Consider the following 15096-nt stretch of genomic DNA (forward strand, 5'->3'; position numbering starts at 1 on the left):
TCTTATAGGTTTAACACTTGATAGGCATTAAAAATTTCATTTAAGAAAAGATCATCTTCGAATGAAGTTAGAATAAAAATAAGGAAATTCTGGATGAACGAAAGCTTTAGATGTTCTACTTCGTTTTGACATAAAAACACCCCTTTAGATAATATTATCCAAAGGGGTAAAACGGTGCAACTTTTTTACAAACGGTATAACTTTATTTTAAACGGTACATCTTTTTTATAAACGGTACGACTTTATTTCAAAGCAACAATAGACACTTTTTCATTATTTTATAGGCCACATTTTAACTGTGCAGCACAGTTTGTACATGTATTACAGCCACCGATTTCTTCTACAGTTCCTTTACGGCATACAGGGCAAGTATTCCCTACATCCGAACCAATAACTGTTGTTGATTCTAATGCTTGAATCGTATCTACTAATACAACTGGACGCTTCGTTGGTACTTCTACTAATTCTTCCTCAAATGATAATTGATCCATATCATTTTCTTCAGCCTTTAGTGTTAGTACTTGTGAATCACGGCTACCATCTACATAGACCGTACCACCTTTAGCGCCACCTTTATATAAACGCTCGTATACTTTTTCAACTTGCTGTACTGTATAACCTTTTGGTGCGTTTACAGTTTTTGAAATAGATGAATCAATCCATTTTTGGATGATACATTGTACATCAGCATGTGCTTCTGGTTTTAATTCCATCGCCGTAACGAACCAATCAGGAAGATTATTCTCATCTACTTCCGGATGACGTTCTAAATATTCTTGTACGATTTCTGCTTTTACCTCGATAAATTTACCTAGGCGACCAGAACGGTAATATGTGAATGAGAAGTATGGCTCAAGACCCGTTGCCACGCCAACCATCGTACCAGTAGAACCAGTTGGAGCTACTGTTAGTAAATGCGAGTTGCGAATACCAGTTGCTAAAATTTGCTCTTTAATATGTGCAGGCATTTTTTGCATGAAGCCTGTTTCAGTAAATGCTTTACGTAAACGTGCTGTCTCTTCCTCTGTTGCGCCTACAAGGAATGGGAAGCTACCACGTTCTTTTGCAAGCTCTGTTGACGCCTCATACGCAGTTTCAGCGATCGTTTTAAAGATTTCATCGACTAGTTCATTACCTGCTTCTGAGCCATATTCCTTCTCACAATAAATGAGTAAGTCCGCTAAGCCCATTACGCCCAAGCCAACACGACGCTCTCCAAGAGCTTGTACACGGTTTTCTTCTAAGAAGTATGGTGTAGCATCAATAACATTATCTTGCATACGAACACCAACACGAACTGTTTCACGTAGTGCTTCGTAATCAATTGTTTGATTTTCTTTATTCGCAAACTGTGCTAAGTTCACAGCTGCTAAGTTACACACAGAATATGGTGCAAGTGGTTGTTCCAATTATTGTTATCCTAAAGGCTTTTTATCCTCTAGTTCTTACAGTTCAATTCCTGTAAGTTCAGCATACATTTTCATTACACATTTTTTTCATAAACCTAAGTAGTTCTTTTCTTCCTCTATCTTCCCCAAAGATTGATTTCGAAATTACTCTAAAATCTTTAACTCCAAATTCTTGATAAATGCTTTCAATTAATGGTTGGAGAGTTGATTTTATTTGATTAAAGGGGGCTCCAGTAATAATTTTCTGATTGTCGATTGCCCATTTAATTACAGCCTGTTTAATTTCTTGATGAACTTTTGCTCGCTTTTCAACATAAGTTTTTGTGGCAACTTGAATATTTGAACTTCCAGCGCATGATTGAGTACAAAACCATTTGGATGAAGAAACAATAACTTCAAACTTGCTCCCACAAGTTTTACAGATTCTTTGTTCCCTAGGTTTCTTTTGCTTACCCTTTTGAGCCAAGCCAGATTTTCTTAAACCTTCAATCATTCTTGCTTTCGCCGGACTATTAGATTCCCACAATCGCTTCGTATGTTGTCCAATTATTTTTTTAGTATGCTCATTATGCTGTTGATTGAAATGAGCATTTAACTTGCCATAATTAGCTTTGTTTATTGTTGTATTTTTTGATTCTATCCATTCTGTTATCGTTGAAGTTAACGAAAATGGTACAAGTTTATACATTTCGAGCAAATCTTCATAAGAAATTAATTCGCAATTAATATCATAAGTTGTTTCAATAACCTTTAAAGCTTCTAGAGCTTTTTCTTTCGCCGTAATATCGCGAGACTTAATTTCAACAATCTTTATAATATCACCGTTATCATTATAGAAGAAAAAATCAGGTTTATAAAATTTGAATCCAATATTAAATACTTTGTCTTCATAGCCCCAAGAAATTGAATGATAATCTAGAAATTTGGCATATGCATACTCATATGAACTTCTTAAATAATATGATTTATAAAAACCTGCATACCCTCTGTTCATTTGATCACAGCCTTTCTCTAATTAGGCCAGTCTGTTATGTGTAATGTTGCGGTCTCGTGCCCGGGTTATAGTCTACTAAGTAGGATCACCGGGTATGCGTTGCCCCTGACTGAAGTTTTACCTTTAGCCTTCGGTTCGGATTAGCATTCTCAGCCTTCCCGCTTTATCCCGCAATTTTTAACGTGAGGCGAAGTCCACCACACGGGTTAGTCGCTACAACACTTTGACCATAAGCTTTTGCATTTGTCATTTCATTGGCGTTGTCGATGAAGAAAATACCTGGCTCTGCAGAGTACGTTGCACAAACGTTGATTAAATTCCATAATTCCTTCGCTTTAATCGTGCGGTAAGTGCGTACTTTATAGCCCATTTTCTCCCATTCACGCACATCTCCAACTTTATGCCATTCACTGTTGTAAATAGCCATCTCTTCTTTTGTATATTCTTCAACAGCTGGGAAACGAAGCTCAAAGTCAGCGTCATTTTCTACAGCTTGCATAAATTCTTTTGTTAATGTTACAGAAATATTTGCACCTGTTAAAAACTCTTGATTGTGAACAGTATAAGTACCACCATCACGAAGCTTGTTTTCCGCTTCACGAATAATAGCCGTATCAAAACCACCTAAACCTTCAATACCTTTATAGTTAACAATACCTTGGTACATAGCTTCCTCTTGAGTTGAAAGAGGTTTAAAGTTTAATTTTTCTTTTGCTAGACGAATAATTGTTTTATCCGTTGTATTTTCGATTAGGTATCGTAGAATACGTGGATTTTGCATTTTTGAAATAATAAATTCCACGATATCAGGATGCCAATCTGCCAGCATAATCATTTGTGCCCCACGCTTTTTGTTACAAAAAAATATTTTAAAATACTTTTTCGATGTGGTCATTTCTGCCACATTCTTATGCTTTCACATAAGATCAGACTATATCATCAAAGAAGGATTTGATTTTTTCATATTTTCTATTGAGTTGTAAGGAACCATGACCGTATAACTTTCGAACAATCTTTAACACATCAGCTTTTCGATAAATGAATAAGTCAACGCATCCTTGTTTTGGGTAAACTTTATGGATGGTTAAAGCTAGTTGTTGATTATGCAAAAATTGGAGTAATGATAAAAGCATTTGACAATTACCTGTAAATCCTATTCTCCCACGCTTGGAAAAATGGCCATCTGCATCAAAAAACCCTCTTAAATAAGCCCATTGCAAATCCTCATTTTTAAAATCAATCCAACTTTCAAAACCTGTTTTTCGAGGTGTAATACCCAACCTCATTAAATCATTGCACATTTCTGTTGAATTAATTGTTAAAGAGTATTTGTTTTGTTCATTTGGTGCATTGCGTTGACGGAATTTAATCGCTTCTTGCATAGATAATTCTTTTGCAATATCTTCAAGTAGTTGCCGGTCCTGTTCAGCAAGTGATAAAATAATACGCTTCGATTTACAACGATCATTTATAGTACCATCACCTGTAATATAACCTACTAAATAAGCCTTATTTGCAGTATCAATATTTTTAAAATAGTGTTCATCATAATGATACTTTTTATTTTTCAGCTTTCCTGCTTGACCAGGCTTTCTTGCTTTAAAAAGATCTAGCTCTTTATTCCACCTAAAGATTGTTCCTCTTCCAATGTTAAGTGTTTTTGCAATATCAACTTGGCTCATACCATTTTCATGCAACTCAATAATTCTTTTAATCAATCGTTCTTTGTCTCGCGCCTCGTAAGGACGTCTCCGTACATTACGATTTACTTCTTCCATGCTTCCACCTCCGATGTGGTTCAAAGTTTAGGAAGGTTCAATAGTCGTTGAACGTTCAACTACGTTTCCATAGATGCTTCGCTGCTGATTGCCCAATCTTTTCTTTTTTCAAGCATTCACGCCTAACTTCACAGTTTACGTTGTAGCAAGAAAAGCTCTCAGGGTGTTCCAGCAATTCACGAGATTTTAATCCCGCCGTTTTCGGTTAACGGGAACCACCTTGTTCGACAAGATGAGTCAGCTTCGCAATATCATCTAACCATGAAACGGAACCAGATGATTTACCATTTACACCACGTGCTAAAGTATTACGTGGACGCAATGTCGAACCATTCGTCCCTACACCACCACCGCGGCTCATAATTTCCATTACTTGCTTACGGTGATCACTTATTCCTTCACGTGAATCTGCTACAAATGGCATTACGTAACAGTTGAAGAACGTTACATCTGTTTCAGATCCTGCTCCGTAAATAACTCGTCCAGCTGGGATGAATTTTAATGATACTAACTGCTCATAAAACTTCTCAAACCATTCTTGGCGTTTCTCTTGTGTTTTTTCAACAGCAGCAAGTCCTGTTGCATTTCGTTTTGCGATTTGTTCATAAAATATTTCAAGAGGCTTTTCTAGCACGTCAATTGAACGTGTAATCACACCCGTTTCTTGCTCTTTCGGATCATCTAACGCACTACGGTAATCTTCCTCAATCAAAATTTCTGCTGTTTTCGTAGACATATCAAGCTTTTGGATTGTCCCTAAACCACGTGCAGGGAATTTCGGATCTGCCTTCACTGTTAATACGACAAAATCACCGGCTTTTAACGTTTTCTTCTCCGTATCCTTAAACGAGTAGCGATCGATCATCACAAGTCTTGATACACCCTTATGCGTAATGTGCATATCAGGTGTTACAGGATGAACCTGCGGAAATTGTTCAATGTCTTTGTTTAACTGTTCAAATTTGTTTACTTCGGGTTGATGATTTGTTAGTACCATCATTTTGCCTCCCTTATTTTCTGCCTTACAAAATAAATACACAATATCATGTGTCGCTAAACACTACATATTGTGTATATTTCTTTAATAAAGATACTATATATAGTTTTTCAATTCAACTCTTGCAATTTCGAATAGAATCCGAACTACTTGTTATTACAAGGGTTGAACGATAAAAAAATATTTTTCTTATACCATTTTTTATTTTTTGAAGTTCCAATCATCACATGCATATTTTTTTTCTTCTAATGCATGTACATATTCTAATTGCTCCTCAGAAAGTGTAAATGGTTTTAAATCAATTTGCAACGATTTTGCAAAACCATCTCTAAATGCTGTCACACATTGTTCTATCGTCACTGGTTCTTTAACAAGGTTATTGATAGCAACAGCCTTCTCTGGCATCTTTCTACGCATACGATCCTTCGCCTCTTCACTTGAAAAATTGAAGACAGACAATAATTTTTCTTGATCTAAATCAAGTAAAATAGCTCCGTGCTGTAAAATAACACCTTTTTGACGAGTTTGTGCACTACCAGCTACTTTTTTTCCTTCCACGACAAGCTCATACCAACTTGGCGCATCAAAGCAAACTGCACTTTTTGGTTTCTTTAAGTCTGCTCTTTGTTCTTCTGTATCAGGTACACTAAAATAAGCATCCATACCTAGATTATGAAAACCTTGCAATATACCTTCACTTAACACTCTATATGCCTCTGTCACTGTTTCAGGCATATTTGGATAGCTTTCTGATACAATAACGCTATATGTTAATTCATGTTCATGTAAAACAGCTCTACCACCTGTTGGGCGACGAACAAAGCCTAGTCCTTGCTCTCGTACCGCTTCTAGATTAATATCTCTTTTCGCCTGCTGAAAATAGCCAATCGAAAGTGTTGCTGGCTCCCACTCATAAAAACGAATGACTGGTGGAATTAAACCTTCACTATGCCAATCAAGTAATGCTTCATCTAATGCCATATTAAAAGAAGGGCTACATTTCCCTGAATTTAGAAAATACCAAGTTGTCATATTTTCATCTCCTACAAATATTATGCGAATGTGTACAAAATAAGGCTCATTGCTATAGCGAGTGGTTAATTTCCGTTACGGCTGGGCGCTGTGTCGCTGCCGCTTCGCTTTCGCACAGTTAAAACATTTGTTGCTGACGCTTCGCTTCGCTACAGGGTCTTAAGCCCCACCTTCACTACAATCAACCTATATAGGGCATACATTTTAACAAATTTCATCCTACTCTTAATGATGAGCCAAAAATAGTGCTTCATAAATTTTGACACTTTTCGTTTAATTCAATTCTTTTTCTAAGTAATCCCCCACACTAAACCAAGAAAATAGTGGATAATTCTGTGGCTTTTCACTAAAACATACATAGACAAAAGATAGATTAATTCTAGCCACAATGTAATTTATTTTATCAAACTCATTGGACTATCGCTAGCGCATCTTTTATAATAATAAAGAAGATAGAAAGGGGTAAGAAATTTTGTTGAACATACTTATCACAATCGGTGTTATTTTAGTAGTTGTAATTGCTTATATCGGCATAAATGCCCTACGACTAAAAAAAGCCGTAACAAACCTAACACAAGAACAATTTATTGAAGGCTATCGTAAAGCACAGCTTATCGACGTACGTGAACAAAAAGAATTTGATGCTGGTCACATCCTTGGTGCACGCAATGTTCCTTCAACTACTCTACGTCAACGTCACAAAGAAATTCGCCCAGATTTACCAGTATATTTATACTGTCAAAATACAGGCCGTAGCTCACGTGCTGCTCTATTTCTTAAAAAACGTGGCTACAACCAAATTTACCAACTTCAGGGCGGCTTCCGTACTTGGACAGGTAAAATAAAGTCCAAAAAACAAAATTAAAAAATCAATAAGACATAAATCTACTCATGACATAAAGTAAATTTATTTGTATTTACCTATATCAATTTTGTTTTAAACAAAATGTAAACCATCTCAGATGACTATGAGATGGTTTCTTTTTGCAAAAAATTCTGAGTTTCTACTATATTATATATTGTTTAACGTCTGACAAGTTAATTCTTCAGAAAAGAATAAAACTACGTGAGGTAATATACTTATTATTAATGTATGTCTAAAAATACTATTTTTCGTAAAGTATTTACCTAGATGAACTCCATTCTTCTTTTTTTCTGAAAATGTCTAAAATTTATCCTTGAATAATTAACTAGGCACTGATAGGATTTATAATATCTTAAAATAATGTCATACAGACATACAATATAAGCTATGAATGCTATGGATAACACTATAGCAGGAGCAGTTCTGGAGAGAGCGCATTTTGCGTCGCCGAAGGGTTCACTATCTCAGGCAAAAGGACAGAGGAGTAATATCAACTTTCAACACGAAAGCTATACGATACGAATGTTTTTCTTTATTTACCTATAACATCCGTAATCGGTATTTGTTATTCTGTCGTTTACGAGACTAGTGTCATTACTAGTCTCTTTTTTATTTTCCAGTCATAGTTTTTACGTATCTTTGAGGGGGATCAACGTGGAACAACAACAATTAAAACGTGAATTAAAAAATCGCCATGTGCAGCTCATAGCGATCGGTGGAACAATCGGTACTGGTTTATTTTTAGGTTCAGGTAAAGCCATTGCTTTAGCGGGACCTTCCATCATCTTTGCCTATCTCATTGTCGGGACCGCCTTATTTTTTGTTATGCGGGCATTAGGTGAATTATTATTATCGAATGCTGGCTATACATCATTTACCGATTTTGCATCCGAATACATAGGTCCTTGGGCAGGTTACATCACTGGATGGACATACTGGTTCTGCTGGATCATGACCGCTATGGCAGATATTATTGCAGTCGGCGTTTATACACATTATTGGTTCGATATACCTCAATGGGTGCCTGCAATCGGGTGTTTAGTACTATTACTAATTTTGAATTTGTTAACTGTGAAACTATTTGGCGAACTAGAATTTTGGTTTGCCCTTATAAAAGTCATCACCATTGTGGCACTGATTGTTATTGGCCTAATCATGTTATTTACAGGCTTTCAGACAAGCTCTGGCACAGTGACAGTTGAAAATCTTTGGTCACATGGCGGGTTATTCCCAAACGGCCTATACGGTTTCCTAATGGCATTCCAAATGGTTGTTTTCGCCTTTGTTGGTGTTGAATTAGTAGGCGTTTCTGCTGCAGAAACGGCCAACCCTAAAAAAAATATTCCTTCTGCCATTAATAAAATTCCATTACGCATTTTATTATTCTACGTAGGAGCGTTATTTGTTATTTTATGCATTAATCCTTGGTATGAAATGTCTGCCTCTAGTAGCCCATTTGTACAAGTATTTACACTAGCGGGTATTCCAATTGCTGCAGGTATTATTAATTTTGTCGTCCTTACATCTGCTGCTTCAGCCGGTAATAGTGGCTTATTTTCTACTAGCCGCATGCTTTTTAATCTTGGAAACAATAAGCAAGCTTCGCCAAAGTTTGCAAAGCTCAATAAAAACAGTGTGCCAAGTAACGCACTCGTTGTTTCTGCAATTGTAGTTTCCGCTGGTGCATTACTAAGTAAATTAATGCCTGAAAATGCCTTTAGTGTTGTGACTACGATTAGTGCTATTTGCTTTATATGGGTGTGGAGTATTATATTAATCTCTCATATTATTTATAAACGTAAAAACCGTGCACTTCATGAAGCATCGATTTTCAAGGCACCTTTTACTCCGTTCGTGAACTATTTAGTACTTGCCTTCTTTGCATTTTTATTAGTAGTCATGTTCATTTCAGAGGCAACGCGTACCGCATTACTATTAACACCAATTTGGTTTATGCTACTAATGATTATTTATAAAATGAAAAGAAAGTAATTCAGAGCTTTTTATTGCAAATTAACAACATAATCAAAAAAGATGACTCCATTTATGAAGTCATCTTTTTGAATGGCTTAAAAAATATTCATATTCCACTCGGTAGCAATATGCTTTAGTAAATGCACTCCAGCTACACTGTTCCCGATGTCATCAATTGCTGGTCCATAAATGCCAATACCACAGCCAGTAGGGAAAGGTGAATCTAAGCCCGCGTGACTTGGCACTGCCGCTAAAATTGCTCCAGAGACACCACTTTTTGCAGGTAACCCGATAAATGCTGCAAATTTACCAGAAGCATTATACATCCCGCAAGTAACCATCAATGCCTTCGCTAATTTTGCTACTTGTTTGGGAAATAGCTGTGTTTTTAATAAAGGATGATAACCATCATTGGCAATGACTAAACCAATCATCGCTAAATCTGAAACATTTACTTCAATAGCACATTGTTTCAAATAAACCTCTAATGCTTCTTCTACAGGACAGTCTAAAAAGCCAGAATCCATTAAATAATAGGCTAATGAACGGTTTCGATTGGCAGTTTGCCACTCAGATTGATAAACCTCTTCATTAACCTTTAATTCCTTGCCAACGATTTGTTCTAAAAATTGAAGGATTTTCGAAACCTTCTCTTGTGGAGAACTACCGTCAAGCATAGAGGATACTGTAATCGCTCCTGCATTAATCATTGGATTAAAAGGTTTTCCAGGCTGATGGCTTTCTAGTCGAATAATGGAATTGAAGGTGTCACCTGTAGGTTCAACATCTACTCGTTCTAAAACATAAGGTAATCCCCGTTCCATACACGCTAATATAAAGGTAACGACTTTTGAAACACTTTGTAGCGTAAATAGTTCAGTTGTGTCTCCAGCTTTCATTTCCTCATTATTAGTACCGATAATCGAAATCGCTAATTGATTTGGCTCTTTTTCCGCTAAAGCGGGAATATAGCTTGCGCATTGTCCCTCTTTCGCATAAGGACGAAACTGTTTCACCCATTCTGCCGCAAGGTGATTATGATGATTGATATGATCTGTCGGCATTTTGTGATCTCCTTTCAAAAAACGGCATTTTTTCGCCATAACTACTCAATAAATACACTTTACTAAGAAAAAAACTTAATAATAGGCAAAAACAGAGCCTCCATAGTTTACCCTATGAAGACTCTATTTGGTATAAATTTTTAAATACTTTTTTAAAATTTTGGATGCTTAGCCTTCCGGAAAAGTCTCCTCACCCAGACGTTCCTTCTTCTTCAATATGTGCTGGATTTCAATTTAATCAACAGCAGTCTTTTTCATAAGTTTGCATTTCTCAATCAAGTATTAGTTTTTGCATCGATTATACAATGTTTTATTTGGAATAAAATATGACGCTGCCCCCATAAAGGCGCTTTCTAATGATGTTTCAGTCATTGCGCCTTTTTTGATAAGTTTTATACTTGATGTTTTTTAAGCGCTCTGTCACCTTTGCATATGGTTGCACGACATGTTGTACCGCATAAAACACGCGCGCTTTCTATCATATGCTCACGTAAAAATAGTTTACCCTATCATTCATTAACTCAACGGCATCTCATACACTTCTACCCAGATGTGGTGCGGCTGCTGTATGTTTGCTAGAGAGGTGTAAGTCAAATAAGATAGAAAAATACTAGCCTTCGCCTTATAAGCTTTTCCTGAAACATATTCCTCTCTCTAATCACTTATCCACATATACTTTTAACATAATGTCACCCAACTTATGAATTTCATCGGAACACTTTTATGTTTTATTACCCAACTTTTGAATTTTATTGATTAACTTTCTCGTTTTATCACCTAACTTTTAATTTTTGGTCATATCTTCCACTGCTTGAATCGCGAACATCGCTGATAAAACCGCTAACATTGCTGATAGAACCATGAACATCGCTGATAAAACCGCGAACATCGCTAATAGAACCACGAACATCGCTGATAGAACCGGGAACATCGCTGATAAAACCGGGAACATCGCTGATAAAACCTCGAACATCGCTGATAGAACCGGGAACATCGCTGATAAAACCGCGAACATCGCTGATAAAACCGCGAACATCGCTGATAGAACCTCGAACATCGCTGATAGAACCTCGAACATCGCTGATAGAACCTCGAACATCGCTGATAGAACCTCGAACATCGCTGATAGAACCGCGAAAAAGCTTGTTAGCAGCGAAACTTTATGTGCGGCGTTCTTTATGTGGTTGGCGGCGAATTCCAACGTAAGCTGTAAAATTTAGGAAAACTAAAATCAGGGTTGAAAAACTTTGTATAGAATTTTACACAATATTAAGGACTTGACAAATCAACATCTTCACTCCAGGCACACACATTAAAACCCCGAATAAATTTCTTTATCCGGGGTGCTGGTTTAAACTATTTTTTATAAATCGTTTGCATACATCTTTTGATATAAAAGTTCTAATTTCTTTGAGAGCTTACCGTATGCAGTTTGCCAAGCTTTACGAGCTGCTGCATTTTCGTTTGTAGCTGGTACGTAAAGAGCATGAACCTCTGCTACCTTTTTCAAATCACTCTCGGCCTGAGTTAGCTTAGAATAGTTTTTCACGACGCTCTTTTCGGAAGCACTTAGACCATCATATGCTGTACGAATTTCTTTTACTTTCGTCTCCAAGTCATCAATATATTCACCATTTACTAGCAATGAATTAATGGATTCAACTAATTTCAAAGCAATTTCATTAGACTGTTGTTGATTTTTATCTTGATCAATTATAGATTGTCTTATTTCTGGACTAACTAAACTCATTTGTTTTGATGTAAGCTTAGCAAAAGCTTTGATGACAGTTGTTGGGTTACTATGAAATGATTTTTCATACGTCTTCATAAATGATTCAACTTTTTTTACATCAGAAACTGCTGTTGTTAAGATGGTAGCATTCGTAATACGTTTTTTATCGCTAGAGCTTAGCTTATTATATTGCGTTGAAAGCTCCTTAATTTTTTCCATTGAAACTGTATACGTATCATTTGAGACGATTTTTGCAATTTCATTATTTAATTTAGTGATATCTGGTGCATTGCCATCTTCTAAACGATTATTGAGCAAATCTTCATATTGCTGTTTTGCCAGAAACTGTTGATTTGCAGGTAGTTTTGCATAAGCAGTTTGAACTGTTTGAATTTTTTTCGCTTGTTTCGTAGCATCTTTTTCTTCTCTTGCGGTTTGTACTTTTTTATGGAATGACTTCACACCAGAAAGATCTTTACTAGCCGCTGTTAATAAATAATAGTTTGTTACATACTTTCGACCAGCGGAAGATAGGTTTTTATATTTTGTTGTTGCAGCATTAACAGCAGATTCAAATTGTACAAATGTATATTTCGTTACATCAGCAAGCTTATCAACATCAGCCTTTAAAGCTAATGCAGCAGCTTTATCAGCAGGTTCCTTACCATTTGTATTAACGGTAATAGTCGGTGTATTTAATAAAAAATCATTTGCATTATACACAAGTGATTGTTGTAGAGTCGTTAACTTATTATATGCTTTCAATACATTCGTGTAGTTCGTTTTCAACTTACTTTCAGCTACACCTGGCGTTACTGAAAGTTTTTGATAGGCGTCCATATCCTTAATAATTTTTTCAGCTGCTTTAAAATCTTTTTGCAAGGTTACAATGCTATCATATCCGACAATTTTAGCCGCTGAATTTTTCGTTAAGCCCTTATATTCATTAATAATACGGTTTACATTATTAACATGACTTTGCCAAGTAGTTACTGAAGGATCAATTGGGTAACTATCAATCACATCGCCTACATAACTGTCGATCTCACTATTTAATTTGTCTATTTGACTGTTTTCCGCATTTTCTGCTTGCAGTAATGTATACATATATTTTGCTGGTACAAGTTGAAGTTGTTTATAAGTTAACTTTTCATAAGACGTACGTATTGATTTTGCTGTAGTCACCTGTTTGCTAGGTGCATCTTTTTCTGACAGCTTATCGAAAAGTTTAATAAATTGTTCAACCTTTTTTATATCCGCTTTAGCATCACTTAAAATTGCTTGATTTTGAACAGTTGCTCGGTAATTTTGAGATAATTTTGCTATATCCTTTTCAATTGTTTCAACTGCTACTTGTAAAGACTCTAAGCTAGTAGGTACATACTTCACATAGGAATTTTCATATGTTAATAATGCTACAATTGCCTGATTGATTCTTCTAACTTCTTTAAATTCTTCGATATCTGTCGGATCTTTCAAAATGTTTTTAATGCTATTGTATAGCGCATCATTTAGATCTAAGCTACGTTGTAATAAATCAAACTTATCATAGGCCTCATCGATTTCTTTTAAATATTTTGGTAGGTCTTTTTCATTAACCTCTTTTACCTTATCTACTTTCTCATTTAACTTGCTAATTAACTCTACATCTGCAGCTGCTCTCTTTAATACATCATAATTTTTCACATTCGCCTTTGCTGCAGTTGATAGTGCCTGATATTGACTTTCCAATGCAGTGACAGCTGACTTAAAAGATTCTAGACTTGTCAAGTTATATTTGTTGTCATTTATTAGTAAAGTTTTAATGTCTTCAACCATTGAATCAGAAGGTTCATTCGATACTGATCTCACAGCAGAAACATCAGATTCCACGAAAGAAGATCCTACCTTTGCCTTTACTTTAACAATGATATCTTTCATGCCTTTTTCTAAAGCATCATTAGGAATTTTGTATGTGTCGTCAGTCGCTCCATCAATAATTGTGAAGGATTCACCAACTTTATAAAACCATTGATAGCTATATGTAATCTGACTATTTTGTAACTTTGCTCCGGCATCATCGGTTACTATTGCACCTGCGACTTGTACCAATTCACCAGGTACTGCATAATTTGAACTACTATCAATTCTTGGAGCAGTTATTGACAGTTTTAGTTCATTAATCGAACGGGGTTCACTCTTATACTTATCGCCATTAATTGTAGTCGCTTCCACGAAAACTGCTTTGCCTGCTGCATCAACTGGTATTGTAAATGACGCTGTTGTAGCACCAGAGATTGGTTTATTCGTTGAATTGTTAGAACCATCTACATAATACCACTGATAACCATTCACAATTGAATTTGCTGGTAAGTTTTCAATAGAAGCTTTTAACGTTTCATTCACTATATTATTTCCTGTGATGGAAACGGTATTGGCTGCCGCTCCTGCAACTGTTGGTACAATAAGAGCTACCGGGATAGCTGCTGCTGTCAAAAATAATTTTTTATTCAAATTTACATACCTCCTCTATCATCTATTGAATTATATCGGTTACATTTTTAATAATTCTCTTCATTTTATTGAATAATTCTAAAAACGTGCATTTTCTCCTATTCCAATAACGAAAATAATATTTTTTTGATTATAGAATCTGATTCAAAAAATTAACCCGAACAATCTATTACGTATTTTTTAATGAAAATGTAGGAGCATGACAATCCTGCAAAGAAGGTGTTTCCAGTTTAAAGAAACATATGTATAATACAACTATTATTAGGATATTAATAGGAAACAGGAGCTTGATGGAATGATGGAAAATCTATATGAACCTAGTTTAACAAACAATGAAGTAGACAGGACAAGAAGCTATGAGATTAGTAATCTATTTTTTGTTGCTGCGTTTGGTGGTATTTTTGCCATTACCATACTAGGTATACAAAACGCTAAATGGCTAAAAATTGAGAAAAAAGATATACAGCTGTTAGCAATTATTAGTATTGTACTTATTATTGCGAAGCTTGCGGTCGTTTACGCAATTGGTCAACAAGTCATCCCCATAGATGAAAAATATATTAAATTTATTGGTCGACTTTTTGGGGTTGCCTGTTTTTTCATTTTCTTCGCATTTTTAGACAAGCCGTATAAAGAACATTTAGCAGTAGATGGTGGTGCTGAATCATTATGGAGACCAGGATTTGCCGCAATCATCTTCTCGGGCTTAATCGATGCTTTGGTTACGTTATTCTTACTAGCACTATAGGAAAGGAGAT

Annotated in this window: 9 protein-coding genes, 3 pseudogenes and 1 riboswitch; of the genes and pseudogenes, 3 read left to right on the forward strand and 9 right to left on the reverse strand. The window is 35.8% G+C overall.

The features are described 5' to 3' along the window. Nucleotides 1-278 precede the first annotated feature (278 nt). The 6 genes and pseudogenes from ACIQ7N_RS02685 to ACIQ7N_RS02710 all read right to left on the reverse strand — a co-directional run. Nucleotides 279-1406, reverse strand: a pseudogene (locus ACIQ7N_RS02685) (hypothetical protein); the annotation flags it as partial. 61 nt (nucleotides 1407-1467) lie between these two features. Then, nucleotides 1468-2403 (reverse strand): restriction endonuclease, encoded by a 936-nt coding sequence (locus tag ACIQ7N_RS02690; protein WP_402930115.1) that lies wholly within the window; start codon nucleotides 2401-2403, stop codon nucleotides 1468-1470. 196 nt (nucleotides 2404-2599) lie between these two features. Then, nucleotides 2600-3253 (reverse strand): annotated as a pseudogene (locus ACIQ7N_RS02695) (vitamin B12-dependent ribonucleotide reductase); the annotation flags it as partial. Nucleotides 3254-3329: 76 nt separating this feature from the next. Continuing rightward, the gene (locus ACIQ7N_RS02700) at nucleotides 3330-4181 is read right to left on the reverse strand and encodes a helix-turn-helix domain-containing protein (protein WP_402930117.1); all 852 of its coding nucleotides are present in this window, start codon (nucleotides 4179-4181) and stop codon (nucleotides 3330-3332) included. 208 nt (nucleotides 4182-4389) lie between these two features. Further along, nucleotides 4390-5178 (reverse strand): annotated as a pseudogene (locus ACIQ7N_RS02705) (ribonucleotide reductase N-terminal alpha domain-containing protein); the annotation flags it as partial. A 201-nt stretch (nucleotides 5179-5379) separates the two neighbouring features. Next, nucleotides 5380-6210, reverse strand: coding sequence for a lipoate--protein ligase family protein (locus ACIQ7N_RS02710; protein WP_248716418.1), 831 nt, complete (start codon nucleotides 6208-6210; stop codon nucleotides 5380-5382). Nucleotides 6211-6685: 475 nt separating this feature from the next. On the opposite strand from ACIQ7N_RS02710, the gene ACIQ7N_RS02715 reads away from it, so the two are divergent. Both ACIQ7N_RS02715 and ACIQ7N_RS02720 read left to right on the forward strand, forming a co-directional pair. After that, nucleotides 6686-7075 (forward strand): rhodanese-like domain-containing protein, encoded by a 390-nt coding sequence (locus ACIQ7N_RS02715; protein WP_132357268.1) that lies wholly within the window; start codon nucleotides 6686-6688, stop codon nucleotides 7073-7075. A gap of 413 nt (nucleotides 7076-7488) precedes the next feature. Next, nucleotides 7489-7565: riboswitch (glycine riboswitch) on the forward strand. 164 nt (nucleotides 7566-7729) lie between these two features. Next, nucleotides 7730-9067, forward strand: a complete 1338-nt coding sequence (locus ACIQ7N_RS02720; RefSeq protein ID WP_402930119.1) for an amino acid permease — start codon at nucleotides 7730-7732, stop codon at nucleotides 9065-9067. A gap of 77 nt (nucleotides 9068-9144) precedes the next feature. On the opposite strand, the gene ACIQ7N_RS02725 is transcribed toward ACIQ7N_RS02720, so the two are convergent. The 3 genes from ACIQ7N_RS02725 to ACIQ7N_RS02735 all read right to left on the reverse strand — a co-directional run bounded on the left by ACIQ7N_RS02725 (nucleotide 9145) and on the right by ACIQ7N_RS02735 (nucleotide 14338). After that, entirely contained in the window at nucleotides 9145-10113 is a 969-nt protein-coding gene (locus ACIQ7N_RS02725; protein ID WP_132356691.1) for a glutaminase, read from the reverse strand. A gap of 784 nt (nucleotides 10114-10897) precedes the next feature. Then, a complete protein-coding gene (locus ACIQ7N_RS02730; protein ID WP_402930121.1) occupies nucleotides 10898-11233 on the reverse strand; it encodes a hypothetical protein in 336 nt (111 codons plus the stop codon). A 243-nt stretch (nucleotides 11234-11476) separates the two neighbouring features. Continuing rightward, the gene (locus tag ACIQ7N_RS02735) at nucleotides 11477-14338 is read right to left on the reverse strand and encodes a hypothetical protein (RefSeq protein WP_402930123.1); all 2862 of its coding nucleotides are present in this window, start codon (nucleotides 14336-14338) and stop codon (nucleotides 11477-11479) included. Nucleotides 14339-14633: 295 nt separating this feature from the next. On the opposite strand from ACIQ7N_RS02735, the gene ACIQ7N_RS02740 reads away from it, so the two are divergent. Further along, nucleotides 14634-15086 carry a hypothetical protein gene (locus ACIQ7N_RS02740; protein WP_402930124.1) on the forward strand — a complete coding sequence of 151 codons (453 nt, stop codon included), beginning with the start codon at nucleotides 14634-14636 and terminating at the stop codon, nucleotides 15084-15086. The last annotated feature ends 10 nt before the right edge of the window (nucleotides 15087-15096 follow it).

Origin of the sequence: Lysinibacillus sp. NPDC095746 (assembly GCF_044763535.1) — a bacterium.
In the GTDB taxonomy this organism is placed as follows: Bacteria; Bacillota; Bacilli; order Bacillales_A; family Planococcaceae; genus Lysinibacillus.

Excerpts from the sequence above, each read along its gene's own strand:
- ACIQ7N_RS02725 (WP_132356691.1), bottom strand. The coding sequence starts at position 10,113 with ATGCCGACAGATCATATCAATCATCATAATCACCTTGCGGCAGAATGG.
- ACIQ7N_RS02730 (WP_402930121.1), bottom strand. The coding sequence starts at position 11,233 with ATGTTCGAGGTTCTATCAGCGATGTTCGAGGTTCTATCAGCGATGTTC.
- ACIQ7N_RS02700 (WP_402930117.1), bottom strand. The coding sequence starts at position 4,181 with ATGGAAGAAGTAAATCGTAATGTACGGAGACGTCCTTACGAGGCGCGA.
- ACIQ7N_RS02740 (WP_402930124.1), top strand. The coding sequence starts at position 14,634 with ATGATGGAAAATCTATATGAACCTAGTTTAACAAACAATGAAGTAGAC.
- ACIQ7N_RS02690 (WP_402930115.1), bottom strand. The coding sequence starts at position 2,403 with ATGAACAGAGGGTATGCAGGTTTTTATAAATCATATTATTTAAGAAGT.
- ACIQ7N_RS02710 (WP_248716418.1), bottom strand. The coding sequence starts at position 6,210 with ATGACAACTTGGTATTTTCTAAATTCAGGGAAATGTAGCCCTTCTTTT.